This window comes from Vibrio sp. 1580, assembly GCF_033340055.1.
Genome location: NZ_JAWOVT010000005.1, coordinates 320,870 through 347,236, shown reverse-complemented (window position 1 = coordinate 347,236; position 26,367 = coordinate 320,870). Strand labels below are relative to the sequence as shown.

Annotated in this window: 24 protein-coding genes; 5 read left to right on the top strand and 19 right to left on the bottom strand. The window is 44.9% G+C overall.

All coding sequences use genetic code 11. The annotated features are described in order from the left end of the window. Nucleotides 1-13: 13 nt before the first annotated feature. From dnaE to rpsB, 16 genes are all read right to left on the bottom strand, one after another. Nucleotides 14-3,493, bottom strand: coding sequence for a DNA polymerase III subunit alpha (dnaE, locus tag R7093_RS10835; RefSeq protein WP_005385364.1), 3,480 nt, complete (start codon nucleotides 3,491-3,493; stop codon nucleotides 14-16). 81 nt (nucleotides 3,494-3,574) lie between these two features. Further along, on the bottom strand, nucleotides 3,575-4,210 hold the full coding sequence (gene rnhB / locus R7093_RS10830; protein WP_258658673.1) for a ribonuclease HII: 636 nt from the start codon (nucleotides 4,208-4,210) through the stop codon (nucleotides 3,575-3,577). A gap of 9 nt (nucleotides 4,211-4,219) precedes the next feature. Then, nucleotides 4,220-5,359, bottom strand: a complete 1,140-nt coding sequence (gene lpxB, locus R7093_RS10825; protein WP_017636041.1) for a lipid-A-disaccharide synthase — start codon at nucleotides 5,357-5,359, stop codon at nucleotides 4,220-4,222. A gap of 119 nt (nucleotides 5,360-5,478) precedes the next feature. After that, the gene (gene lpxA, locus R7093_RS10820; protein WP_047102604.1) at nucleotides 5,479-6,267 is read right to left on the bottom strand and encodes an acyl-ACP--UDP-N-acetylglucosamine O-acyltransferase; all 789 of its coding nucleotides are present in this window, start codon (nucleotides 6,265-6,267) and stop codon (nucleotides 5,479-5,481) included. Between the two features lies 1 nt (nucleotide 6,268). Continuing rightward, nucleotides 6,269-6,721, bottom strand: a complete 453-nt coding sequence (fabZ, locus tag R7093_RS10815; RefSeq protein WP_005380349.1) for a 3-hydroxyacyl-ACP dehydratase FabZ — start codon at nucleotides 6,719-6,721, stop codon at nucleotides 6,269-6,271. Between the two features lie 232 nt (nucleotides 6,722-6,953). Further along, nucleotides 6,954-7,985: a UDP-3-O-(3-hydroxymyristoyl)glucosamine N-acyltransferase gene (gene lpxD / locus R7093_RS10810; RefSeq protein ID WP_047102605.1), complete on the bottom strand. Its 1,032-nt coding sequence runs from the start codon at nucleotides 7,983-7,985 to the stop codon at nucleotides 6,954-6,956. 6 nt (nucleotides 7,986-7,991) lie between these two features. After that, nucleotides 7,992-8,501, bottom strand: coding sequence for an OmpH family outer membrane protein (locus R7093_RS10805; protein WP_005391804.1), 510 nt, complete (start codon nucleotides 8,499-8,501; stop codon nucleotides 7,992-7,994). Between the two features lie 13 nt (nucleotides 8,502-8,514). Further along, nucleotides 8,515-10,929: an outer membrane protein assembly factor BamA gene (gene bamA / locus R7093_RS10800; protein ID WP_042521413.1), complete on the bottom strand. Its 2,415-nt coding sequence runs from the start codon at nucleotides 10,927-10,929 to the stop codon at nucleotides 8,515-8,517. Nucleotides 10,930-10,973: 44 nt separating this feature from the next. Next, nucleotides 10,974-12,332: a sigma E protease regulator RseP gene (gene rseP / locus R7093_RS10795; protein ID WP_047102606.1), complete on the bottom strand. Its 1,359-nt coding sequence runs from the start codon at nucleotides 12,330-12,332 to the stop codon at nucleotides 10,974-10,976. Further along, entirely contained in the window at nucleotides 12,332-13,537 is a 1,206-nt protein-coding gene (ispC, locus tag R7093_RS10790; protein WP_047102607.1) for a 1-deoxy-D-xylulose-5-phosphate reductoisomerase, read from the bottom strand. Before ispC ends, rseP begins: the two co-directional genes overlap by 1 nt. A 50-nt stretch (nucleotides 13,538-13,587) precedes the next feature. Continuing rightward, entirely contained in the window at nucleotides 13,588-14,430 is an 843-nt protein-coding gene (locus tag R7093_RS10785; RefSeq protein ID WP_005385351.1) for a phosphatidate cytidylyltransferase, read from the bottom strand. 12 nt (nucleotides 14,431-14,442) lie between these two features. Then, complete coding sequence (locus R7093_RS10780; protein WP_047102608.1) at nucleotides 14,443-15,198, bottom strand: isoprenyl transferase; 756 nt, start codon at nucleotides 15,196-15,198, stop codon at nucleotides 14,443-14,445. A gap of 96 nt (nucleotides 15,199-15,294) precedes the next feature. Further along, a complete protein-coding gene (gene frr, locus R7093_RS10775; RefSeq protein ID WP_005380330.1) occupies nucleotides 15,295-15,852 on the bottom strand; it encodes a ribosome recycling factor in 558 nt (185 codons plus the stop codon). A 100-nt stretch (nucleotides 15,853-15,952) separates the two neighbouring features. Beyond that, nucleotides 15,953-16,678, bottom strand: coding sequence for a UMP kinase (pyrH, locus tag R7093_RS10770; protein ID WP_005380329.1), 726 nt, complete (start codon nucleotides 16,676-16,678; stop codon nucleotides 15,953-15,955). A gap of 147 nt (nucleotides 16,679-16,825) precedes the next feature. Continuing rightward, complete coding sequence (gene tsf, locus R7093_RS10765; protein ID WP_005380328.1) at nucleotides 16,826-17,671, bottom strand: translation elongation factor Ts; 846 nt, start codon at nucleotides 17,669-17,671, stop codon at nucleotides 16,826-16,828. A 132-nt stretch (nucleotides 17,672-17,803) separates the two neighbouring features. After that, complete coding sequence (gene rpsB / locus R7093_RS10760; protein ID WP_005380327.1) at nucleotides 17,804-18,532, bottom strand: 30S ribosomal protein S2; 729 nt, start codon at nucleotides 18,530-18,532, stop codon at nucleotides 17,804-17,806. A gap of 384 nt (nucleotides 18,533-18,916) precedes the next feature. Between rpsB and map the strand changes: the two genes are divergently transcribed. The 3 genes from map to R7093_RS10745 all read left to right on the top strand — a co-directional run bounded on the left by map (nucleotide 18,917) and on the right by R7093_RS10745 (nucleotide 23,054). Further along, nucleotides 18,917-19,795: a type I methionyl aminopeptidase gene (gene map / locus R7093_RS10755; RefSeq protein ID WP_005380326.1), complete on the top strand. Its 879-nt coding sequence runs from the start codon at nucleotides 18,917-18,919 to the stop codon at nucleotides 19,793-19,795. A gap of 108 nt (nucleotides 19,796-19,903) precedes the next feature. Further along, nucleotides 19,904-22,528 (top strand): bifunctional uridylyltransferase/uridylyl-removing protein GlnD, encoded by a 2,625-nt coding sequence (gene glnD, locus R7093_RS10750; RefSeq protein ID WP_017636037.1) that lies wholly within the window; start codon nucleotides 19,904-19,906, stop codon nucleotides 22,526-22,528. A gap of 142 nt (nucleotides 22,529-22,670) precedes the next feature. Beyond that, nucleotides 22,671-23,054, top strand: coding sequence for a DUF3461 family protein (locus R7093_RS10745; protein WP_005380322.1), 384 nt, complete (start codon nucleotides 22,671-22,673; stop codon nucleotides 23,052-23,054). 81 nt (nucleotides 23,055-23,135) lie between these two features. Here the strand turns inward: R7093_RS10745 and truC are convergent, their stop codons facing one another. Together truC and R7093_RS10735 are read right to left on the bottom strand one after the other, a co-directional pair. After that, nucleotides 23,136-23,915, bottom strand: a complete 780-nt coding sequence (gene truC / locus R7093_RS10740; protein ID WP_318146652.1) for a tRNA pseudouridine(65) synthase TruC — start codon at nucleotides 23,913-23,915, stop codon at nucleotides 23,136-23,138. 4 nt (nucleotides 23,916-23,919) lie between these two features. After that, entirely contained in the window at nucleotides 23,920-24,234 is a 315-nt protein-coding gene (locus R7093_RS10735) for a YqcC family protein (protein WP_086047155.1), read from the bottom strand. 76 nt (nucleotides 24,235-24,310) lie between these two features. Here R7093_RS10735 and R7093_RS10730 point away from each other — a divergent pair, with 76 nt between their 5' ends. Continuing rightward, complete coding sequence (locus tag R7093_RS10730) at nucleotides 24,311-25,348, top strand: DUF3549 family protein (RefSeq protein WP_054728427.1); 1,038 nt, start codon at nucleotides 24,311-24,313, stop codon at nucleotides 25,346-25,348. A 13-nt stretch (nucleotides 25,349-25,361) separates the two neighbouring features. Further along, a complete protein-coding gene (locus R7093_RS10725) occupies nucleotides 25,362-25,661 on the top strand; it encodes a DUF3301 domain-containing protein (protein ID WP_005380315.1) in 300 nt (99 codons plus the stop codon). Here the strand turns inward: R7093_RS10725 and R7093_RS10720 are convergent. Beyond that, nucleotides 25,621-26,106: a GNAT family N-acetyltransferase gene (locus R7093_RS10720; protein ID WP_005380314.1), complete on the bottom strand. Its 486-nt coding sequence runs from the start codon at nucleotides 26,104-26,106 to the stop codon at nucleotides 25,621-25,623. The genes R7093_RS10725 and R7093_RS10720 overlap by 41 nt on opposite strands. Nucleotides 26,107-26,367: the final 261 nt, after the last annotated feature.

Sequence of the window (26,367 nt, the reverse complement as noted above, 5' to 3'; positions counted from 1 at the left end):
TTGCGCTGAATTTTTAGTTAAATTCGAGTTCTACCTGGCTTTTGCCAAGCAACTGTTTTAAATCGTCGAGTAATGTATCACTTGGCGTAACTCGCCACTCGGTGCCCAATGTTAACCGCGCTCTGGCGTCGGCACGCTGGTAGTATACATTGACGGGTACGGTTCCGGCTTTGTGCGGTTCTAAAATACGGCTGAACTGCTCAAAAAACTGATCATTGATCTGATTTGCATCTATCGATACCGACAAACCACGAGCGTATTTCTCGCGCGCACTGCCAAGATCCATAACTTCACGCGCCGACATTTTAAGGCCACCGTTAAAGTCATCAAAGCTGACCTGTCCAGAAACGACCAAAATTCTGTCTTTTTCGAGAAGTTCAGCGTATCGATCCAGCGCATCAGAGAACAACATCACTTCCATACGACCACTTCGGTCATCCAGTGTCATAATACCAATTCGTGTACCACGCTTGGTCGTCATTACACGAGCGGCAATAACCAGGCCGGCTACCGTGACAGATTGATCGCGGCGAGTGGGCGTTGCGTCTTTTAGTCGACAACTGGTGTATTTGTTTAGTTCCTTTACGTAGGCGTTAATTGGGTGCCCTGTCAAATATAGGCCTAGGGTATCACGCTCGCCCTCTAACCACACTTTTTCTGGCCAAGGCGGAACCTGCGTATACTTATGCTCTACTTCTTCAGGTGCATCCGTCAGCACACCAAACATATCCGTTTGACCAAACGCCTCAGCTTGGTGATGTTGACTTGCTGCTTTTACCGCATCATTGAGTGACGCCATCATCGCCGCGCGGTGTGGGCCTAGTCGATCCAACGCGCCCGCGTAAATCAGCTTCTCTATCACTCGTTTATTGACGCGTTTTAGATCAACTCGAGCACAGAAATCAAACAGGTCTTTAAAGTGACCACCTTTATTTCTCGCCTCAAGAATCGCATCGATAGGGCCCTCACCAACCCCTTTTATCGCACCAATACCGTAAACAATTGCGCCATTTTCATCAACATTAAAGCGATATAGGCCAGAGTTGATGTCTGGTGGCAGCACGGTAAGCTTCATACGGAAACACTCATCGACCAAGCCAACGACTTTTTCCGTGTTATCCATATCGGCTGTCATTACCGCAGCCATAAATTCGGCAGGATAATGTGTTTTCAGCCAAAGAGTTTGATAAGAAACCAATGCATAAGCAGCAGAGTGCGATTTGTTAAAACCATAACCGGCGAACTTTTCTACCAAGTCGAAGATTTTCATCGCCAACTCGCCATCGATACCGTTCTTTATCGCACCTTCTTCAAAGATAGCACGTTGTTTTGCCATCTCTTCTGGCTTTTTCTTACCCATTGCACGACGAAGCATGTCCGCACCACCTAGCGTATAACCCGCTAAGATCTGCGCAATCTGCATTACCTGCTCTTGGTACAGGATGATGCCGTAGGTTGGATCAAGCGTCTCTTTTAGCGACTCGTGTTGCCACTTTTCATCTGGATAAGAGATCGCTTCTCGACCATGTTTACGGTCGATAAAGTTATCTACCATGCCCGATTGCAAAGGACCCGGACGGAAGAGTGCTACCAATGCGATAATGTCTTCGAAACAGTCTGGCTGAAGTCGTTTGATCAGCTCTTTCATGCCTCGAGATTCAAGCTGGAATACTGCTGTCGTTTCAGAGTTTTGCAACAAACGGAAAGAGGCAGGGTCTTCTAACGGTATGGATTCAATTTGAACCGGTTCTTTCCCTTCTCGCTCTAGGCGTGGGTTAATCAGTCCTAACGCCCAGTCAATAATGGTTAAGGTACGTAAACCCAAGAAGTCAAACTTAACTAGGCCAGCGGTCTCAACATCGTTTTTATCAAATTGAGTAACCGGAAAGTGACCTTCAGCGTCTGCATAAATTGGCGCAAAATCGGTAATTGTTGTAGGTGAAATTACAACGCCACCAGCGTGTTTACCGGCGTTTCGCGTACAGCCTTCCAAAATATGACACATGTCGATGAGTTCTTTAACTTCCTCATCGGCCTCATACAATTCAGGTAGTGCAGGTTCAGCTTTAAACGCTTTATCTAGCGTCATGCCTGGATCGGGCGGGATCAGCTTTGAAATACGATCAACAAAACCAAATGGGTGGCCCAATACGCGGCCAACGTCACGGATTACCGCTTTTGCCGCCATGGTACCAAACGTGATGATCTGAGATACCGCGTCGCGACCGTACATTTCCGCAACGTGGTCAATAACCTGGTCACGTTTATCCATACAGAAATCGACGTCGAAATCGGGCATCGAAACACGTTCTGGGTTCAAGAAACGTTCGAACAGCAAGTCATATTCTAGTGGATCCAGATCGGTGATTTTTAGTGCGTAAGCCACCAAAGAACCAGCACCGGAACCACGTCCAGGACCGACAGGAATTCCATTATCTTTTGACCACTGGATGAACTCCATTACGATCAAGAAGTAACCAGGAAATCCCATTTGGTTGATAACATCTAGCTCTATCTGAAGACGTTCATCATATTCAGGGCGGCGACGTTTCCTCTCTTCCTCATCTGGAAATAGGAACTCTAAACGCTCTTCCAACCCCTCTCGGGATTTCATGACTAGGAACTCAGTCTCTTTCATCCCTTCGGTTGGGAAAGCTGGTAGGAAGTACTCCCCTAAGCGCACAGTCACGTTACAACGCTTCGCTATCTCGACACTGTTTTCTAACGCTTCAGGAATATCAGCAAACAGCTCGCACATTTCTTCTTCTGTACGAAGATATTGCTGCGGACTGTAGTTTTTTGGCCTACGCGGATCTTCTAATGTGTAACCATCGTGAATCGCTACGCGTATTTCATGAGCATCAAATAGGTCTGGACTCAGGAATACAACTTCATTGGTCGCCACTACTGGCAAGTCTTGCTGCTCTGCCAATTCAACCGCAAAGTGAAGATAAGTTTCTTCATCTGGACGACCGGTACGAAGTAGCTCAAGATAAAAGCGATCTGGAAAATGCTGTTTATAGAAATCAACACACCCTTGCACTATTTGACGGTTGCCTTTCAAAAGGCCGCGACCAATTTCTCCGCTTTTACCGCCGGATAATACAATCAAGCCTTCAGACATTTCAGCCAACCAGGCTTTATCAATCACTGGGTGGTGTTGAACATGTCCACGTAAGTACGCTTTTGATATCAATAACGTCAGGTTCTTATAACCTACATTATCCGCCGCAAGCAAAGTCACTTGTGTCAGCTCTTCACCAAACTCGTCCGACTGCATTTTAAAGTCAGCACCAATGATCGGTTTAACACCACTGCCATGCGCCGTACCGTAAAACTTCACCAAACCACATAGGTTGGTAAAGTCGGTCAACGCCATTGCGGGCATACCGAGCTCAGCAACTTTCTTTACGATTGGCGGAACTTTGTTGAGGCCATCCACCATCGAGAAGTCACTATGAACACGCAGGTGGATGAATTTGGGATCTGACATTAACAGGTACCGTGTAACTCTATTTTGTTGGGGATTCTAACCTAAAGAGGTTGGGTTTATAACACCAATTAGATCGTTTGATTATTCTATGCCTAACGCTTTTTTTACTGGCTTGAAACTCTTGCGGTGTTCACTGATCACTCCGTGTTGCTCAATCGCTTCAAAGTGCGCTTTAGTTGGGTAACCTTTGTGCTTCGCGAAGCCAAATTGTGGATGAAGTTTATCCAACTCTTCCATCTCTTGGTCACGCACGACTTTGGCAATAATGGAAGCCGCACTGATTTCGGCAACACGTAGATCGCCTTTTACTACAGCTTGAGCATCCATTGGCAGCTCCGGACAACGGTTACCATCAATCAACACCAAATCAGGTTGAACCTGTAACCCCGCCACTGCATGCTGCATCGCAACCATAGTCGCCTGCAAAATATTCAGTTGATCGATTTCTTCAGGAGAACAACGCCCGACCGCCCACGCCAATGCTTTTTCTTTGATTTCAGGAAGCAACGCCATGCGTTTCTTTTCGGTCAATTTTTTCGAATCGTTCAACCCTTCAATAGGATTGTTAGGATCAAGGATAACCGCAGCGGTGACGACGTCTCCCACCAAAGGACCACGTCCTACCTCGTCGACTCCGGCCACAAGCTGGTAACCTTGCGGATATTCAAACGGAGGGAGTTCAACTTTGGTTTTGGTCGCTTTTGGTTTAACAGCCATGATAAATCTCTATTTTTCAATCAGTTTTAGAACCGCGTTTGCGGCTTGTTGATCCGCATCTTTACGGATCCAATGATGCATTTCCGTAAACTTATCTAACATCGGTTTATTGTCGCTTTCCAATAAGCGAGAAACCTCAGTAAACAAATTGTCTGGTGTGCACTCATCTTGTAGATATTCTTTGACGAGCTCATCATCCGCCAAGATATTCGGCAATGACACATACTTCGTTTTCAATAGACGTTTAGCTAAGAAAGCAGTAAATGCATTCACACGATAACCCACCACCATTGGACGCTTGAGAAGCATACACTCCAACGCTACGGTACCGGAGGCCAACATCACAGCATCGGATGCGGTGATGACGTTGCGTGCGGTATCATCAACTAACTTGAAGTCCAACTCTGGCGCTAGCTCTTTCCATGCTTGTTCAAACTGCTCACGGCGTTTTTGATTAACAAGCGCGACAACAAACCCCAGTTCTGGAAATTTTTTATGGAGTAACTTGCAGGTTTCAATAAATGGCTCTGAGAGCATTTTTAACTCGCTACCACGACTGCCTGGCAGGACAGCAAGCCACTTTTTATCTTGTTCTAAACCAAGCAACTCACGTGCAGGCGCTTGTTCTGATTCTAGTGGGATGGCATCAGCCAAGGTATGACCAATGAACTCGCAAGGTACATTAAATTTGTCGTAGAACGCTTTCTCAAACGGAAGAAATGCTAGCACCAAGTTCGTTGCCGCTTCTATTTTAAAGATGCGCTTCTGACGCCAAGCCCAAACAGACGGACTCACGTAATGAACGGTTTTAATGCCCGCTTGCTTGAGGTCAAGCTCCAGGCGTAAGTTGAAGTCAGGAGCATCGATCCCGATGAAAACATCAGGCGGATTCTGAGTAAAATACTGAACGAGCTCAGCTTTCACTTTAAGAAGTCTCGGTAAGCGGCCTAAAACCTCGACTAATCCCATCACCGCAAGCTCTTCCATATCAAACAGAGACTCGCAACCTTGGGCTATCATTTTCGGACCACCAATGCCTACGAACTCTGCGTCTGGATATTGTTGCTTTACTGCTTTGATAAAGCCTTCACCTAGCGTATCGCCAGACAATTCTCCGGCAATGATGCCAATACGTAATGGTCTTTCCATATCTACTTCGCTATTTTTCCTGTGCGCTATGGATAACGGTTTGCCTTATCCATAAAACACAAAAAGATCGTAACCTCAAATTTGGTCACGATCTTTTTATTTATTGGTTCATTCGCCAATTAACGAATAATGCCACGTTCCGTCGTTTCCAGAATATCTGAGAAACGCTTCACAGCCGGCCACTCTTGAGCCATTTCAGCCAGAATAGGCTTCACTTCTTCTAGCGTCTTACCTGAACGGTAGATTTCTTTATACGCTTTTTGTAGCGCACGAATCTCTGGTTTCTCAAAGCCATTACGCTTCAAGCCAACTAGGTTCAAGCCGAATGGAGCAGCGTGGTTACCTTGCGCGAGTACATAAGCTGGGACATCTTGCACCACAGCTGAACAGCCGCCAATGTATGCGTAAGCGCCCACTGTACAAAACGGATGAATCGCAGACAGTGCCATCACACCGGCATAATCATCAACAGTAACGTGACCACCAAGAATCGAGTTATTACCGATATGAGTGTGGTTACCAATAACAACATCATGCGCAACGTGTGCATTCACACACAATAAGTTGTCATCACCAATGATCGTGGTTGCTTTGTCTTGCACTGTGCCGCGGTGAACTTGGACCGCTTCACGAATGACGTTACGGTCACCGATAACCACAGTTGTGTCTTCACCACCGTATTTTTTGTCTTGGTTTTCTTCACCAATGACAGCATGTGGGAAAATACGGTTATCTTTGCCAATAGTTGTGTGACCTTTGATCACAACGTGAGACATCACTTCTGTGCCTTCACCAATTTCAACCGTAGAGGTGATGTACGTAAAAGGACCTACTGTTACGTTAGCACCAATTTTGGCGCCCTCTTCTACCACCGCTGCCGGGTGGATTTTAGCGGTTTCATGAATCATATTAAAACTCTCGACGAGCACACTTCAGTTCTGCAGAACATACCACTTCGCCGTCAACTTTTGCTACACCGCTAAATGCAGCAATGCCGCGACGTTCTTTCAGAAATTCTACCTCAATAACCAATTGGTCGCCCGGAACCACTGGTTTACGGAATTTCGCGCCGTCTACGCTTGCAAAGTAGTACAGTTCATTTTCTGTTGGTGCACCAAATGATTTAAATGCAAGTAAGCCTGTTGCCTGAGCCATTGCTTCTAAAATCAAAACACCTGGGAATACTGGTAGTTGAGGAAAGTGACCTGTGAACTGAGGTTCGTTAACCGACACGTTTTTAATCGCGTGAAGGTACTTCTCTTCTTGGAAGTCTATCACTCGGTCGATCAATAAGAATGGGTAGCGATGAGGTAGTAGCTCTTGAATTTCAGAGATGTTCATCGTTTTCTTTTCAGTAGTCAAAGTCGTCTTCCTATATCAATTTTTTGCCGCCAAGATGGCAAACGTGGCAACAGGTCGTAAAGCCGAATCGCTTTGCAATATACTAGCAAAATACGCACCATCTTGGAGTTAAATCTACTTAGAGCGCGTCATTATAGAAGAAAAAGACCCGCATTTCGCGAGTCTTCTTACAGAATATGGAACTAGAACTTGTTAGCCTTCGTGTTAAATACAGAGCGAAAGATAACTTGTTCTAAATTTCTTCTTTCTGTTCCAGCTGTTTTTCAACCGCTTTTAGGCGCTTATTCATCTCATCAATACGGTGAACTCGAGTTGCGGTCTTACGCCACTCTCTGTTCGTTTGTAGTGGAATACCTGATGAGTAAAGGCCTTTTTCTTCGATACTGCGCATTACCATGCCCATACCTGTAATCGCCACACCATCTGCGATAGTGATATGGCCATTCAGAACAGACGCGCCGCCAATCTGGCAGTACTTACCAATTTTTGTACTGCCCGCGACAATAGTACCACCAGGCATCACGGTACCATATCCGATCTGCACGTTGTGCGCGATTTGAAGTTGGTTATCCAGAATGACATTGTCTTCAATGATAGTATCTTCGAGTGCACCGCGGTCAATCGTAGTACAAGCACCAATCTCAACGCGGTTACCGATACGCACTGAACCAAGCTGAGGGATTTTGATCCACTCGCCTTTGTCATTCGCATAACCGAAGCCATCAGAGCCAATGACGGTAGCCGATTGAACGAGACAGTCATCACCCAATGACACTTCATGGTAGATAGTGACATTAGCCCAAAGCTTGGTGTTATTCCCTAGCTTGGCGTTCTTACCGATAAAACAACCAGCACCAACACTTACGTTGTCGCCGAGTTCCACGCCTGTTTCAATCACAGCATTAGCGCCGATTGTAACGTTCTCACCCATTTTAACGTCAGCGGCAATCACAGCACTTGGTGCAATATCGTCTGCCGGTTTTGGTGTGGTATCCATCGCTTGAACCACACGAGCAAATGCGACATAAGGGTCTGAAACCACTAACGCATTTCCAACGCATTGATCTTTATGCTCAGCCTTTACCATAACAACGGTAGCTTGGCACTCAGAAAGGTGTTTTGCGTATTTTGGGTTAGACAAGAAGGTTACATCACCTTCTTGTGCTTTATCCATTGGGGCAACACGGCTTACAACGAGAGACTCGTCACCAAACAGTTCACCCCCGGTAATTGTCGCCAATTCGGCTAATGTTAATGTCTTCATAACTTCTTATTTTAGAGCTTTAATTACGTCTTCAGAGATATTGTATTCTGGCTTGCCGTACTGCAAAGCAGAGATATCAATCACAAGATCGTAACCATTTTTGTCTGCGACTTTCTTAACTGCATCTTGAATCGTTTTGAAAAGCTTCGCTTTTTCTTCAGCTTCACGACGCGCACTTGCTTTTTCAAGTGCTTGTGCTTTCACTTTGTACTCGCTGTCTAGCTTCGCGATATCGATACGTAGCTTTTCAACTTCGTCTTGACCCAAAAGCTCGCCGTCACGTTGTAGCTTCTCAATCTTTGTTTTAGCTTGTGCTTGGATTGACTTCAGTTCATCAGCTTTGCTTTTGAAGTCTTTCTGCATTTTTTGTAGTACAACTTCACGTTGAGGAAGAGCTTGGAAAACTTGAGCTGTATTTACATAAGCAATTTTTTGTGCAGCTTCTGCCGCATTTGCAAACATTGAAGAGCTCAGTACAAGAAGGCCAATCCCAGCCGCTTTGATCATTTTATTCAAAATATTTTCCTCTTTAGAAAGTTCTACCGATAGTGAATGTGAAGAACTCTTCATCATCGCCATCAAATTTCTTAATTGGTTTCGCTAGTGAGAATACTAGTGGCCCCATTGGAGACATCCACTGCAACGCCGCACCGTAAGAAGAGCGGTAGTTGGTTGGATCTGAGTAATCGTAGTAGTAACGGTCACCATATTCCGCACCTGAATCGCGGTAGTCAAACTCCGTATCCCAAACACTTGCCATATCAAAGAAGATACTGGTACGAATTTGGTTTTGTACTTCTTCTGATGCAAATGGTGTTGGGACAATCAACTCAACACTTGCTAGCGCTACGGCGTTACCACCAACAGAGTCATCTGTTGCTGTATCTGCGCCATTGTTTGAACCAGATGTATCACGGTAAACCGCTTTAGGACCAACAGAGTTTGAGCCAAAGCCACGAAGCGATGTAAAGCCACCTGCGTAGTAGTTTTCGTAGAATGGGAACAAGTTATCGTTGCCATCCGTTTGACCGTAACCATTACCGTAACCTAAGCGGCCACGGAACAAGAGGGTAAACTCGTGCTTTTTAGTCAATGGCACATACTGACGAACATCGTACTGCATTTTGAAGTATTGAACGTCAGAGCCAGGTACGGTCATTTTATAGAATGCACGCTGATGGTTACCTGCCGTAGGGAAGTAGCCACGGTTTAAGTTATTACGTGTCCAAGAGATATTGAAGTCGAAGTCGTTTGTGTTCAACGCTCCACTAGAATCAATGTTGTCTGCTTGTGCTCGTAAGAACTGCTCTACCTGTAAGTAAGGCGATAAGTTACCGATCTTGTTGTGCGTATAACCGACACCGAATTCAAAACGGTTCAACTCATCGAATGGGAAACCCCACGTTAAGCTCGCGCCATAGCTTTCGTTGGTATAGTCAACGATATTGGCTTCTTTCGCTTCAAATTCGTTATAGAAAACCTTACCACCTAAGCTTACACCGTCTAAGTTCCAGTACGGATCACGGTAATCTAGACTGATGTTTTTCTGGTAGTCATTCATCATCGCGTTGATACCAACACGGTTACCACTACCAATGAAGTTATCTTGTTGCAGGCCAACCTGGAAGCTCACACCCGATTCTGTGCCGTAGCCAACACCGAAGTTAACGCTACCAGAGTTCGCTTCTTTGACAGAGTAAACTAGGTCAACTTGATCATCACTACCAGGAACTCGAACCGTCTGTACTTCAACATTTTCAAAGTAGCCCAAACGATTTAGACGAGTTTTACCCGTTTCAATCGATTTCGAGTTCAACCAACTGCCTTCCATCTGACGCATTTCACGACGAAGGACTTCATCTTTGGTTGAGTTATTACCCGTGAAGCGAATATCACGAACATAAATTCGGTTACCCGGGTCTACGTTAACGACCAAAGAAACTTCTTGATTCTCGTCGTCAAACTCTGGAATGGTATTCACTTGAGGATAAGCATAACCAGACTCACCAAGCACACGCTTAATCCCTTCTTCCATTGAAGTAACCAACGAGCCGTTGTATGTCTCATTGTCTTCAAATGGCACAAGTCTTTCGAACGTCGCTTCCTCGCCAATCAAATCACCACGGAACTTCACGTTCTTAACGGTGTAAACCTCGCCCTCTTCTAGACCAAGAGTAATGTATACCCCTTTCTTGTCAGGAGAGATTGCAACTTGTGTCGAATCAACGTTAAATTTTAAGTAACCACGATCCAGGTAGAATGATTTGAGTGCTTCAATATCACCTGCAAGGACTTGCTTTTGATACTTTTCATCAGAAAGGAAATTCCACCACGGCACATCAACATTTAAGTTAAAGCGCGAAAGCAGTTCTTCATCACTGAACACTTCATTACCGATAAAGTTGATTTGCTGAATTTTTGCCGACACACCTTCAGTAAAGACAAACTTAAGGTCAGAACGATTACGTGGTAGTGGAGTCACCACCGCTTTTACTGTTGCGTTGTATTTACCTACGCTGTAGTAAAAGTCTTCTAAGCCTTTTTCAATGTTGCTTAGCGTGGTGCGGTCAAGCGCTTCACCTTCACGAACGCCAGACGCGTTCAGGTTTTCTTGTAGCTGCTCGTCCTTGATTGCTTTGTTACCTGAAAAAGAGATGCTTGCAATGGTAGGACGTTCTTTGACTTGAACCATCAGAACACCACCGTCACGCAACACTTTCACATCTTCAAAGTTACCAGATGCATACAGGGCGCGGATAATTTCTGCAACATCGCCTTGGCCAATGGTATCACCGACACGTACAGGCATTTTCAACAATGCAGCACCCAGTGCTACACGCTGCAATCCATCGATTTCAATATCTTGAACTACGAAGTTCTCTGCTCCATTTGCAGATACACTGGTCGCCAGTAAACTTGCAAATAGAATTCGCTTAATCGCCATACTTGTTCTAATTATTCCTTGCTACTGCTTTTGTCTCTGAACTATCACAGACGAGTAAAATCATTAAATAGCGCTAACGCCATGAGCGAGAAGATGATCGCACCACCAATTCTAAAGCCCATTTCCTGCACTTTCTCAGGAACAGGACGTCGAATGACTGCTTCAATTGCAAAAAACAACAAATGACCGCCATCCAACATTGGTAAAGGAACGAGATTAATAATACCTAGGTTAACACTAATTAGAGCGAGAAAACCTAAAAAGTAGACCAAACCATAATCTGCTGTCGCGCCTGCGCCTTTGGCTATTGATATTGGTCCACTCAGATTATTCAGACCAACGTCTCCAACAATAAGCTTCTTAAGCATGCTGATTGTCAAACCAATGACTTGGCCAGTTTTGTCTACTGCTTTACCTATTGACTCGAATACACCAAACTGAAGATCGAAGCGATAACTTTCTGGCCATTCTGCGACTTTAGGTGCAATACCTGCAAAACCAACGACTTCTTTGTTAGCTAGCTCACGGCTACCGGGCGTCAGCGTCAATGTTTGCTCATAACCCTGACGTAACACCGTCAATTCAAGCGGTGTATCAGGATTAGAACGAACCGCTTCAACTACTTGCTTCCATTCGGTCACGCGTTGTTGACCAATTGCGACAACCTCATCACCTGGAAGCACACCGGCTTTTTCCGCCGCTCCACCTTGCGAGACCTGCTCGATAACTCGATACACCTCCGGTGTATACGGAGTAAAACCTAACGACTGCATCGCTGACTGAGTTTCTGGGTCGAACTTCCACTCACGTAAATCGAGCGTTTTCGTTACTTCTGAACCAACTTCATTCGCTGACGTTAGTGTTACCGTCATCAAATCATCGCCAATATGAGAAATCAATCCCATATTTACTGATTCCCAATCCGGAGTTTTGATACCAGATATCGATTTAAGTTCCATTCCAGATTCAATTCCAGCTTCCGCAACAATCGAATTGGGCGTAACTTCACCAATTACAGGCTTAACAGCCGGGATACCAATTAGAAATACCAGCCAATAGGCAAAAATTGCGAAAAGAAAATTAAAGATGGGGCCAGCCGCAACAATAGAGGTTCGCTTCCATAACGGCTTCTTATCAAACGCTAGGTGCTTCTCATGTTCTGGCACCTCATCGACACGGCTATCAACCATTTTCACATAGCCGCCGAGAGGGATCATTGAGATGCTGTACTCCGTTCCGTCTTTGCCTACTTTACTCCAAATAGACTTGCCGAAACCGATTGAAAACTTTTCAACTTTAACGCCGCAACGGCGAGCAACCCAAAAATGCCCAAATTCGTGCACGGTAACAAGAATGCCCAGTGCGACGATAAAAGAAATGAGATTCCACAATATACCAGTCATCAGCTACGCTCGCGTATGGTTTCTAGGGCAATAGTTCGTGCCATTCTATCTAGCTCGAGCAAGCTTTCCAAGCTATTCGCATTCTCAGCTTTGCAGCTTGCGTTGATTTTATTCAACACAGACTCATTGATGCGAGCAATATCGGTAAAACCTAGTCTGTTATTTAAAAATGCATCAACAGCGACTTCATTAGCTGCATTCAATGCCGTTGTTGCGTGTTGACCTTCATAACAAGCATCAATTGCGAGTTTTAAACATGGGTAACGAGCAAAATCAGGCTGCAAAAACGTCAGCTCACCAACTTTCGTGAAGTCTAGCGGCTTAACCCCAGCTTCCACTCTTGACGGGTATGACATGGTGAGCGCAATTGGCGTCGCCATATCCGCTTCTCCCATTTGTGCCAAGACCGAACCATCACGATACTGAACCATAGAATGAATTACCGATTGAGGGTGAATAACCACCTTCAGTTGTTCGCGAGCAGCATTAAATAGCCACTTAGCTTCGATATACTCAAGGCCTTTATTCATCATCGTGGCAGAGTCAACAGAAATTTTTGGCCCCATCGACCAGTTTGGATGAGCAATCGCCTGCGCGGGTGTCACCTGCTCCAGTTCTGCGATGTCAGTGTAACGGAAAGGACCACCAGATCCAGTCAACAAAATATGAGAAATGCCATGTTCTTGTAAATTGCAACGACCCAGATTGGTTTGTACTTGCTGCGGTAAACATTGGAAAATGGCGTTGTGTTCACTGTCGACGGGAAGTAGCTCTGCGCCAAATTCTTCAACGGCATCAATAAATAGCTGGCCTGACATTACAAGTGCTTCTTTATTTGCCAACAAGACTCGCTTACCTGCTTTCACGGCAGCCATGGTAGGCAATAAGCCAGCGGCTCCTACAATAGCAGCCATTACACTGTCGACCTCGTCCAGCGAAGCAATATGGCATAGCGCATCAACACCACCTAGCACTTCGGTACCTGGCGAAACCGAGTGTAGCTCAGCTTGAAGTTGAGACGCCGCAGCTTTATCTGCCATGACCGCATACTTAGGTTGCCAATGACGACATAAACCGATCATCTTTTCAACGTTAGTGCTTGCCGCTAAGGCAACGACAGAAAACAGATCTGGGTTTTGTTCGACCACTTTAAGCGTGCTTGCACCAATTGATCCAGTAGCACCAAGAATCGTTAACTTTTGCATGTTGTAAGACCGTTAGAAAGCTCAGGAGCGACGACGCCGCTCCTGATAAATTAGAATACGTAGTAAAGAAGAGCAAAAACTGGGAATGCTGCGGTTAGGCTGTCGATACGATCTAGCACACCACCGTGCCCTGGGATAATGTTACTGCTGTCTTTAATGCCTGAGACACGTTTGAACATACTTTCAACCAGATCACCAAGCACTGAAATAACGACAGTCACTAGCGTAATCAGCACCATATGGACAGGGCTAGTGAACTGGATGTCGAACCAATCAGCAAATGCCCACGCTACGATTAATGCCGTGATAATGCCACCAATTAGCCCTTCAATGGTTTTATTGGGGCTTACATGAGGAGCCATCTTACGTTTGCCTAAGCTTTTGCCTGCAAAGTAGGCGCCGCTATCTGCAGCCCATACCAAGAAACAAACGTACAACACAAGCTTTGCGCCGTGGTATGGATCTACAGTGATGTCATACGCTCTGAGAATAATCACACTCCAAAGGAATGGGATTAGTGTCAGAAAACCAAATACATGACGTAAAACAAAATTACTTTGCCAAGATTTCGTCGTTTTGGGGTAAGTAATCGCCATTAAGCTAGCAATAATCCACCAAACAAAACCAATACCCAAGACGACATAATGAGGTGTCGTTAAGTGATTTAGGCTATATGCATCAGGCGAGATGTATAGAAAACTAAGTCCGGTAATAATGATTGCCGGCACAAGGGCAGCAATGCGAGAGTTGCTTCCTGTAAACTGAGTCCACTCCCAAAAACCTAATAGCGTTATTGCAGTTAAAGCGGCAATAAAGCCCATTAGCGGTAATTTAAAAATGCCTAAAATAACCAGGGGAGCTAAAATTAGTGCTGTTATTATTCTCTGTTTCAAACTAACTAGTCCTTATTGAGCTGCCATCAATGCCTTTATTTGTTCACCTGTACAGCCAAAACGACGTTCTCGGTTGATAAACCAAGTCACAGCTTCTACCAAACTGTCTTCATCGAATTCTGGCCAGTACTCTGGTGTAAAGTACATTTCTGCATAAGCCATTTGCCACAACATAAAGTTGCTGATGCGGCACTCTCCACTGGTGCGAATTAAAAGATCCACTTCCGGTAAGTCTGCCATGGTCAAATGCTCAGTGATTAGCTGCTCATTGATATCCTCTACACGAATTTCACCGTTACGTGCTTTTAGCGCTAACGTTTTAGCAGCTTCTGTGATGTCCCATTTACCGCCATAGTTGGCTGCAATGTTGATCACCATACCCGTGTTATCTGCCGTTAGGTTTTCTGCTTCTACAATTTTCTTTTGTAGACGCTCACTAAATCGACTGGTATCACCGATCACGCGCAACCGTAAGTTATTTTTGTGTAGTTTATTTACTTCACTAGACAGGACCGTGATAAACAGTTCCATCAAAAGACCCACTTCTTCCTCCGGACGACGCCAGTTTTCACTACTAAAAGCAAACAGCGTCATGGCTCTAATGCCTAGTTTTGAAGCAGCAGCCACGGTCTTACGAACGGCACTAACGCCTTTTTTATGACCAAATACGCGAGGTTTTCCTTTGGACTTAGCCCAACGGCCATTACCGTCCATAATGATGGCAATATGCTTAGGAAGGGAATCAGAGAAGGCTTGAGAATTTTGCATAGGGAGTTAATTGAGTTCCATCAGTTGGATAGACTAACATAAAAAAACGCTGAGCTGTGAGCACAGCGTTTTCCAACAGTGATGTGTGTGGGAGTATTAAACTTCCATCAACTCTTTTTCTTTTGCAGCAAGAACTTCATCGATCTTCTTAACTGCAACGTCAGTTAGCTTTTGAATTTCGTCTTGTGCTTTACGATCTTCATCTTCAGAGATTTCTTTATCTTTTAGAAGCGCTTTAAGATCGTTGTTTGCGTCACGACGGATGTTACGAACAGCAACACGACCACCTTCAGCTTCACCACGGACGATCTTAACTAGGTCTTTACGACGTTCTTCCGTTAGCGGTGGAAGTGGAACGCGGATGATAGTGCCAGCTGACATAGGGTTTAGACCAAGGTCAGACGTCATGATCGCTTTTTCTACTTTCGGCGTCAGCTCTTTATCAAAAACCGTGATTGCAAGTGTACGTGCATCTTCAGCAATAACGTTTGCTACTTGGTTTAGAGGTGTTGCTGCACCGTAGTATTCTACAGAAATACCAGATAGTAGGCTTGGGTGTGCACGACCTGTACGAATTTTAGAAAGGTTGTTCTTAAGCGCTTCAACGCTTTTATCCATGCGCTCTTGCGCGTCTTTTTTGATTTCGTTAATCACAGTTTCACCTTAAAAATGTCATCTTTCCTGAAGAAAGCCTAAAACGGTTGAGCAAAGCAAGCACCACCCTAACGCTTTGGAGTGGCACCTTAAGCCAAGCTTATTCGTTGATGAGCGTGCCTTCTGCTTCGCCCATTACCACGCGACGTAGTGCGCCTGGCTTGTTCATATTAAATACGCGGATTGGCATTTTGTGGTCACGAGCTAGCGTAAACGCCGCCAAGTCCATAACTTTCAGCTCTTTATCCAGAACTTCTGCATAAGATAGCTTATCATACAGCTCTGCGTCTGGGTTTGCTACAGGGTCAGCAGTAAATACACCATCAACTTTCGTCGCTTTTAGTACGACATCCGCTTCAATTTCGATACCACGTAAACAAGCAGCAGAATCCGTTGTAAAGAACGGGTTACCAGTACCAGCAGAGAAGATGACAACTCGGCCTTGGCGAAGCTCACGGATCGCATCAGCCCAATTATAGTCGTCACATACGCCTTTTAGAGGGATTGCAGACATAACGCGCGCATTTACGTATGCACGGTGAAGAGCATCACGCATCGCTAGGCCATTCATTACTGTAGCAAGCATACCCATGTGGTCACCAACTACGCGGTTCATACCAGCTTCAGCTAGGCCTGCACCACGGAACAAGTTACCGCCACCGATAACTACACCAACCTGAACACCCAGTTCAACCAGTTCTTTAACTTCTTGTGCCATACGATCAAGGACCGCAGGATCAATACCAAAACCGTCTTCACCTTGAAGAGCTTCACCACTCAGTTTTAATAGAATACGTTGATACGCTGGTTTAGGGTTCGTAGTCATGGAGTTTACCTTCCAAAGAGAGTTGTTGATTAACAGTCATGAATAGACACAACTTCAGTTATGGCTATTCATCACGGCTAATCGTTCACTGCTCATAAAAAGACCGCAGCCTTGGCTACGGTCTAATCTTTATACAGTCTCTAAGGATTAACCTTTTTGAGCTGCTGCAACTTCTTCAGCGAAGCTCATTTCTTCTTTCTTCTCGATACCTTCACCTACTTCTAGGCGAACGAACGTAGAAACTGAAGCGCCTTTTTCTTTCAGCATTTCGCCTACAGTTTTCTTAGGCTCCATGATGAAAGCTTGACCTGTTAGAGAGATCTCGCCAGTGAATTTCTTCATGCGGCCAACAACCATCTTCTCAGCGATTTCAGCAGGCTTGCCTTCGTTCATTGCGATTTCAACTTGAACAGCTTTCTCTTTTTCTACTACGTCAGCTGGTACGTCTTCTGGGTTAACGAACTCAGGCTTAGAAGCAGCAACGTGCATTGCAACGTGCTTAAGAGTTTCTGCGTCGCCTTCACCAGCAACAACAACACCGATTTTCTCACCGTGACGGTAAGAAGCGATTGCAGTGCCTTGAACGTATTCTACGCGACGGATAGTGATGTTTTCACCGATTTTAGCTACTAGAGCTACACGTGCGTCTTCGAATTGTGCTTGTAGTTCTTCAACAGAAGCTTTTGAAGCTAGAGCTGCAGCTGCAACTTCTTCTGCGAATGCAGTGAAGTTACCGTCTTTAGCAACGAAGTCAGTTTGGCAGTTAACTTCAAGAAGAACAGCAACGCCGTTTTCTTCTTTGATGATGATTGCGCCTTCAGCTGCAACGTTACCAGCTTTCTTAGCTGCTTTCGCTGCGCCAGATTTACGCATGTTTTCAATTGCTAGTTCGATGTCAGCGTTTGCTTCTACAAGCGCTTTCTTACATTCCATCATGCCAGCGCCAGTACGCTCGCGAAGTTCTTTAACTAGAGCAGCAGTTACAGTTGCCATTCTGTCTTCCTCGTTTGATTCGAAATAAGGTAAAAAACAGGGGCCTAACATTGTCGGCCCCCATTGCTAACTATAACTTAGTTTATGCTACACAAAGGTTTCACATAGACCAAGTGTGACACAGAGCCGCTATTATTCAGCTTCTACGAAACCGTCTTTTTCAGCAACTGCAGCTACGTCTTTGTTACGACCTTCAGATACTGCTGAAGCAGCAGCGTTCAGGTATAGCTGTACAGCGCGGATCGCGTCGTCGTTACCTGGGATTACGTAGTCAACGCCGTCTGGGTTAGAGTTAGTATCTACCACAGCGTATACTGGAATACCTAGGTTGTTAGCTTCTTTAATTGCAATGTGTTCGTGATCAGCGTCGATTACGAATAGAGCGTCTGGTAGGCCGCCCATGTCTTTGATACCACCAAGAGATTTCTCTAGCTTCTCCATTTCGCGAGTACGCATTAGAGCTTCTTTCTTAGTTAGTTTGTCAAAAGTACCGTCTTGAGATTGAGTCTCTAGTTCTTTTAGACGCTTGATAGACTGACGAACTGTTTTGTAGTTTGTAAGCATACCGCCTAACCAGCGGTTGTTTACGTAAAACTGGTTGCTTGCGATTGCAGCTTCTTTAACAGCTTCAGATGCAGCGCGCTTAGTACCTACGAATAGAACCTTACCTTTCTTCTCGCCAACTTTAGCTAGTTCAGCTAGAGCGTCGTTGAACATTGGTACAGTTTTTTCTAGGTTGATGATATGAACTTTGTTACGAGCGCCAAAGATGAATGGCTTCATTTTTGGGTTCCAGTAACGAGTCTGGTGACCGAAGTGAACACCAGCTTTTAGCATATCGCGCATTGATACAGTTGCCATTTTAAAATCCTCTATGGGGTTAGGCCTCCACATTCCCCATAACTCCGACCAAGCTTCTGCTCAGCACCCCGGAATATGTGACGGAATGTGTGTGATTTAAAGATAAAAGGTTATTCGGATGAAGCTTGCTTCGCCGCTTAACTTTGCTAAACGAAGAGAACAGTCCTCTATTCCGGCGCGCTTTATACCATATTTTAGCTCACTGTGGCTAGTAAAAATTATTTCTTCACCGAGCCACTTTCTCCTATTTATAAGCAAAACTTTAAACATATGATCGAATTAAGAATGATGCATATTCCTATCTAACTTGGGTTAACGCCCCGATGTCTGATAGAATGCGACCATTCGCACGTTTACGTGCTTAGGAATAAGTAGAGAAAGCCAATGTCAATCAAGATTAAAACTGCTGAAGAAATAGAACGCATGCGCATTGCGGGCAAGCTAGCCGCAGAGATTCTAGAAATGATCGAACCACACATCAAAGTTGGTGTGACGACAGAAGAGTTAAACAAAATCTGTCATGAGTACGCTCTAGAAAAAGGCGCATACTCTGCTCCGCTTGATTACCATGGTTTCCCTAAGTCGATCTGTACTTCAATCAACCATATCGTATGCCACGGTATTCCAGCGGAAAAAGACGAAATCGGTAGCAACGGCCAAATGAAGCCGGCGGTACTAAAAGATGGTGACATCTTAAACGTTGATATTACCGTAATCGTTCCAAATGATGAGAATGCCGATCTGAGCGTGCGTCCTCAGGGTTACCATGGTGACACTTCTAAGATGTTCCTAGTCGGTGATGTTTCGCCTGCAAACAAACGTCTGTGCATGGTAGCTCAAGAAGCACTGTACGTTGGTATGCGTACCGTTAAGCCAGGTTCAACAGTTGGCGACATCGGTACAGCTATCGAGAAGTACATCAAAGAGAACAACAAGAACAATCCTCGCAACAAGTTTTCTATTGTGAAAGACTTCTGTGGTCACGGTATCGGCGATGAGTTCCATGAAGAACCACAAGTGGTTCATTACAAGAACAAAGACCGCCGCGTATTAAAAGAAGGCATGTGCTTTACTATTGAGCCGATGATTAACGCAGGTAAATTTGGTTGCTCTGTTGATGCACAAGATGACTGGACTGTTTACACGGGCGACGGCAAGAACTCTGCGCAATGGGAACATACCATTGTAGTAACAAAAGAAGGTTGTGAAGTACTGACGCTTCGTAGCGACGATACGATTCCTCGCCTAATGAAAAACGCGTAAAGCTGACAACCACTCGTTGTTTACTATATCCCTGCTTCGGCGGGGATATTTTTTATCTGCCGCAAATTTGTTAGATTGTTATTAGATTAGCTTGCACGGATGGCAAATATGACACTTCAGTCCCCTCTTACCTTTTCCGATGAACAAATCAATATCGGTGAACTCAAACAAGAATTAGAGAAGTTTAGCTCTAATCAAAACCAAGAGTTTCTCAATCATCATCCGGTAACAAGCTTGGTTTTAGCCAGAGCTGAATATATGGATCTGCTTCTCAATCGTTTGTGGCAACATTTTGGTTTCAAGGATATTTACAACATTTCCCTAGTTGCCGTTGGTGGCTACGGACGAGGCGAGCTGCATCCGCTCTCCGATATCGATATTTTGATTCTGTCGAACAATAAACTGCCAACCGCGTTAGAAGCAAAAATCAGCGAATTCATTACGCTGTTGTGGGATTTAAAACTCGAGGTCGGACACGCTGTTCGCACCGTTACTGAATGTGCTGAAATTGGTAAAGCCGATCTAACGGTCGCGACAAACCTGCAAGAAGCGCGATTGCTGTGTGGAAGCGAGGACACCTTTCAGGCACTGAAGAAAGTCGTGTTATCAGACTCCTTCTGGCCAAGTGAGACGTTTTACCGCGCTAAAATTCAAGAGCAGCGCGAACGCCATGCACGTTACCACGACACGACCTACAACTTAGAACCGGACATTAAATCAACCCCTGGCGGGCTGCGCGATATTCATACATTAAGCTGGGTCGCTCGACGTCACTTTGGTGCGACTTCATTGTTAGAAATGAGCCGATACGGATTTTTAACTGACGCAGAATACCGAGAATTGGTTGAATGTCAGGACTTCCTTTGGCGAGTACGTTTCGCTCTGCACATGGAGCTTCGCCGCTATGACAACCGCTTGACCTTTGCCCATCAAGCACAAGTTGCGGAAAATCTAGGCTACGTCGGAGAAGGCAATCGAGGCGTAGAAATGATGATGAAAGAGTTCTACCGCACGCTTCGTCGTGTGGCAGAGCTCAATAAAATGCTACTCAAACTCTTTGACCAAGCGATCATTAATGGTGGGGCGACAGAAAGTGCCGAGATTCTCGATACGGACTTTCAACGTCGCGGTTCTTTAATTGAAGCGCGGAAACCCGCATTGTTCCAAGCTCGCCCAGAAACTATTCTGGATATGTTCTTACATATTGCTAACGACTCAACTATTGAAGGGGTGAGCCCACCAACGCTGCGTCAACTGCGCACCGCTCGGCGTCGGCTCAACAAGTTTTTGCACACCATTCCTGCTGCGCGTGAAAAGTTCATGGCGTTATGTCGTCACCCTAATGCTCTGCACAAAGCATTCAGCCTCATGCACCGATTAGGGGTTATGGCGGCCTATTTACCGCAATGGAGTCAGATTGTTGGTCAAATGCAGTTTGACTTATTCCATGCCTACACCGTTGATGAACACAGTATTCGCTTACTTAAACACATCAACACTTTTAGTGACCCAGAAAATCATGCGAAGCACCCTATTTGCTGTGACGTCTACCCACGGATGCAAAAGAAAGAACTGCTGATTATTGCCGCTATTTTCCACGATATCGGGAAAGGTCGTGGCGGCGATCACTCAATTATCGGTGAAGGAGAAGCATACGACTTCTGCATTGAGCATGGCTTATCGAAGCCCGAAGCGAAACTTGTCGCTTGGTTGGTAAGACATCATCTATTAATGTCTGTCACCGCACAGCGCCGAGACATTTATGATCCTGATGTTATTACCGAATTTGCCAAAAAAGTCAGAGACGAAGAATCTCTCGATTATCTTGTATGCCTGACAGTTGCAGATATTTGTGCAACCAACCCAGAACTTTGGAATGCTTGGAAACGAACTTTACTTGCAGAGCTGTATTACTCCACACAACGTGCTTTACGCAGAGGGCTAGAGAACCCTGTCGATGTGCGTGAGCGAATTCGCCACAATCAACAAATGGCCTCCGCAATGCTGCGCAAAGAGGGGTTTGCCGCGCGCGAAATTGAAGTATTGTGGCAACGCTTTAAAGCTGACTACTTCCTTCGTCATACTCATACGCAAATCGCGTGGCACTGTGAACACTTACTTCGCATGGAAGATCCGACTAAGCCTTTGGTCTTGATCAGTAAAAAAGCCACTCGTGGCGGCACTGAGGTGTTTGTATATACGAAAGACCAGCCTGCTTTATTTGCGACGGTCGTGGCGGAGTTAGATAGGCGTAATTTTAATGTACACGACGCGCAAATCATGACCAGCAAAGATGGGCACGTGATTGATACCTTTATGGTACTCGATCAACATGGCGAAGCGATCGATGAGTCTCGTCACGCGGCGGTGATTAAACACCTCACCCATGTACTGGAGGCGGGCCGACCAACCAAGATTAAAACGCGCCGTACTCCGAACAAACTTCAGCACTTTAATGTGAAAACCAAAGTCGACTTCTTACCAACCAAAGGTAAAAAACACACTTTAATGGAGTTTGTCGCGCTAGACACACCAGGGCTGTTGGCCAAAGTAGGCCGTACGTTTGCTGATTTAAATATCAACCTTCACGGTGCCAAAATCACCACAATTGGTGAGCGAGCAGAAGACTTGTTTATTTTAACCAGTGATGCAGGAGGAAGATTAAGTGAAGAACAGCAAGATGAGCTAAGAGAGAGATTGATCGAAAAGTTATCTGATGAGGTCGCAGCTTAGATAAAACCTGCCAATCTTTTCGGTTCAGGGCGAGAGCGATCTTGCCCACAAGTTAAGCATTTTGGCTAAATATCAGCTATCTAGCTCATACATAGGCTGCTACAGTTATATCAATATCAATTCGATGTAATAGAGGTAGCCTATGTATCCCCACCTCACTGGTTTGGGTATTCACGACCCTAAGCAGATTGAACGTTATTCCCTACGCCAAGAAGCACACAAAGACGTACTCAAGATCTATTTCCACAAGCAAAAAGGCGAACTATTCGCTAAAAGCGTTAAATTCAAATACCCACGCCAAATCAAAAATGTTCTTGTTGATAGTGGCAGTCACAAATATAAAGAAGTAACGGAAATCAACCGTAACCTCACATTAGTCATTGATGAACTGAATAAAATCACTAAGCCAACGAAACAACCTGAGGTTGATGTAAAAGAGAAAATTCTTTCAGACCTTCGTCATTTAGAAAAAGTCGTTTCGAGTAAGATCGCAGAGATCGAAGCGGATCTTGAAAAACTAAAGTAAACGTTAAGTCTTAAATATTAAAAAAGGGTTAGCATTGATGCTAACCCTTTTTATTTGTACTCAATCATTATCTAGATCTAACTACGCCGATTGTCGGTTGATCATCGATTCATCCCACTCAAATCGAGTGAACAATTGCTGCCAAGTTTCATCAAGATTGGCCGTCATGACAATCTCTTGATCGGTAAATGGATGGACGAACCGTAACTCTGAAGCATGCAGTAGCAGACGATGAGATTCAAACTCTGTGCGATACAGCTTGTTGTGCTTTCCATCCCCGTGCGTTGTATCACCCACGATCGGATGGCGTAGATGTGCCATATGACGACGAAGTTGGTGCTTACGCCCCGTTTTAGGTTTCATCTCAACTAAGCAATAACGCGTTGTAGGAAATTTACCCGTCGAATAGGGAACCTCCACTTTAGCCAACGGCTTATATTCCGTCACCGCTTCTTGCGCCTCTTTTTCTTGTGAAGCGAACTTATCCGCAATCTTGTCTAACTCGACTTTGAGCGCGTAATCCAAAACGCCCTCTTCCTCAATCCAACCGCGTACTATTGCGTGGTATGTCTTTTCCATTTTATGTTCAGCAAACATCGGCATGACTTGTGATGCGACTTCACTCGACAACGCAAACACGAGCACACCAGATGTTGGGCGATCCAGACGATGCAATGGGAACACATGCTGACCAATTTGGTCACGCAAAGTTTGCATGACAAACTGAGTTTCGTGTTTATCTAACCAACTGCGATGCACTAACATGCCTGCAGGCTTGTTGACCGATACAAAATATTCATCCTGATAAACGATCTCCAGCTCAACTGGTTCTGAAGATCGCGTTAGTTCTTGTTCTAGCATTCGTTTACTTACACAGTTCGTCAATGGTTCGGATTGTAACGAGCAGCTCGGCGAACTGCGGTTCCTGCTTCCACGCTTCCGAAAAATAGGGCTCGAGAGAAAACCCTCTTGGCAGTGGTTGGTTATTTTTCACTAGTGCGTGCATTCTGGCTATAAAGATCCACTGCAACCACTCATGAGGGTGCAATGTATCAATCGCAAATGGCTCCGTACTTTGTAAGGCTTGCTCTGAAGGCATAGTGTATTGCCACAATTTATGCTCTCTAAGCTGCGCTTCAAGTTGGTGAAGTAAGTCGACCAATTGAGTATTTGTTACCATTAATTCTATCTCGAACCTTGAATTAGCCGAGAATGATACCATTTCTTGTGAAAAGAACGTTAGGACGTCGTATTTAATGGAAAACATTCAAACCCTCACTCAACTGTTGAACAACAGCCACTGTGATTATCAAATCTTCGATCTTGGTCGCCGTATCAAAACCATCGCTAAGAAAGAGTTTATCGATGTAGAAAAAGGTCAAGCACCTTACCCATTTCCAATGCAACGTAAAGCACACCTTGCCATCGCGTACTGGAATGAACAAAAGCAACCTTGGATTTGGTTTCTAAAGTTTGAATTGGACGAGCGCGGTTTGTTAAAGCAAGCGGATATCGGCAATTTCATTAAATACGTAGTGGAGGCTATGGGAACACGCCTCAATGATGATATCACTGAAGAGCAACAGCAAAAGCTGTCTAACAACCCATACACTTTCAAACCTTCCGAAGATAAAATGGCCGTGTTTCATAGCCAGGTCCGCGCAAACCTCAATCTTCCTACCAGCCAATATTACGAGCATACCCAGCATTACTTCTCTGGAGGTTTAGGCTGGGATAATTGGCAAACTGTAGGTCTGCAAGGTATCACAGACATAGCCGCTCGCCTGGACAAAGAGCAAAACGGGGTAATGATACGCAAAGCGTTGAACCACCTACCAAATGAGCCACTTTATGCCCTATTAGGTGCGCTTGAGCACGTAGAGCTTCAAGAGCGTTTAGCAGAACGTATCGCGGAAAAGGCACAGCAAGAAATCGCAAGTAGCGAACCTGATCTCTTCCTACTTTCAGCACTTATCCGAGCCCTTGCTGGTGCACCAACAGAAGTCGCCTCTCCAGTATTAGATGCGATATTGCATAGCCCTCGTTTAAGCCATCAGGAGGTATTGATTGGTGTGGCGGGTCGCGCTTGGCACTTACTCGCCAATGAAAAGGTAGCAGAACAGTTTTTGCTGCGTTTAGCTCAAACCGGTAATCAAGCCCTATTTAATCAGTTATTTGCCGATTTAGTGATGCTGCCAGAGTTAAGAATGGTGTTATTGCCTTTACTGCATTCAAACCCATCAGAGGAACTAGCAAATGCGCTAGTAAGCTTACAACAAACAACAAAAAGCTAAGAAAGGTTCAGGAATGATTGGTGATCTTTTAGCAATTTTAGGGCTCTGCTTTTTCTGTTACCTGTTTTGGCAACAGCGTCGCCAAGCCGAACTCGCAAAAGCGGCCATCACGCGTAAATGTGAGCAATTGGATCTCCAATTAATCAGCATCGCCTTTGGTGCCCATAAACTAAAAACGCCAGACGGAGTCTGGCGTTGGCATACGGTGTATCAATTTGAGTTTTCATCTCTTGGTGACGATTGCTACCAAGGAGAGTTAACCATGGTCGGTTTCAGGCCGCAGAACTTTCACCTACCACCGCATCGCTTGTAAATTCCATTTCAAAGTAAGGACCATATATATCCTTACTTTCTTTTGTTTCAACAAATCCCAGCTTTTTCAGTACCGCCATAGAAGCTTGATGATTGCTATTCACGTTAGCTTTCACCTTATTCAAGCCCAACTCACGGCACGCTTTGGGGAAAAATGCTTTTAGTGCTTCTGTTGCTAACCCTTTACCCCAATATGATTTATCAAAAATAAAACCTAATTCAGGTTCGGAATCGAGATTAGCAATGAACACGTGCCCCATATAGTCACGACTGGTGCTCTCTAGCACTGCCATACTATAAATGTTCTCATCATCCAGTATTTTCTCAAACATCTGTTTGGCAGACGCAACTGTATACGGACCATTCAATTCAGCACGGTTTTTCGCACAGCAATTCAGCATGACGAATTCTAGTTGCAACGACTCATTGTAGGGTAGAAGAAGCATTCTTCTGGTTACTATGGCCACATCTGTTCCTTGATTACAACAAACTTAATCTATCCGCAGATCACAAACTCGATGAGCTGAACATGCTCAATGATTGCGGGCATAACACCTTGTAGAGAAGCCGAAAGTTAAACCAACTGGTTGGAAAGGATATTGATCTGAGTTGTTTTTTATTAAGTGTTATTAGGAATTTATATATTTTGTGATATTGATATCCCCAAATAACATCGAGATGCTTAATTCAATGAGAACACTGGATAT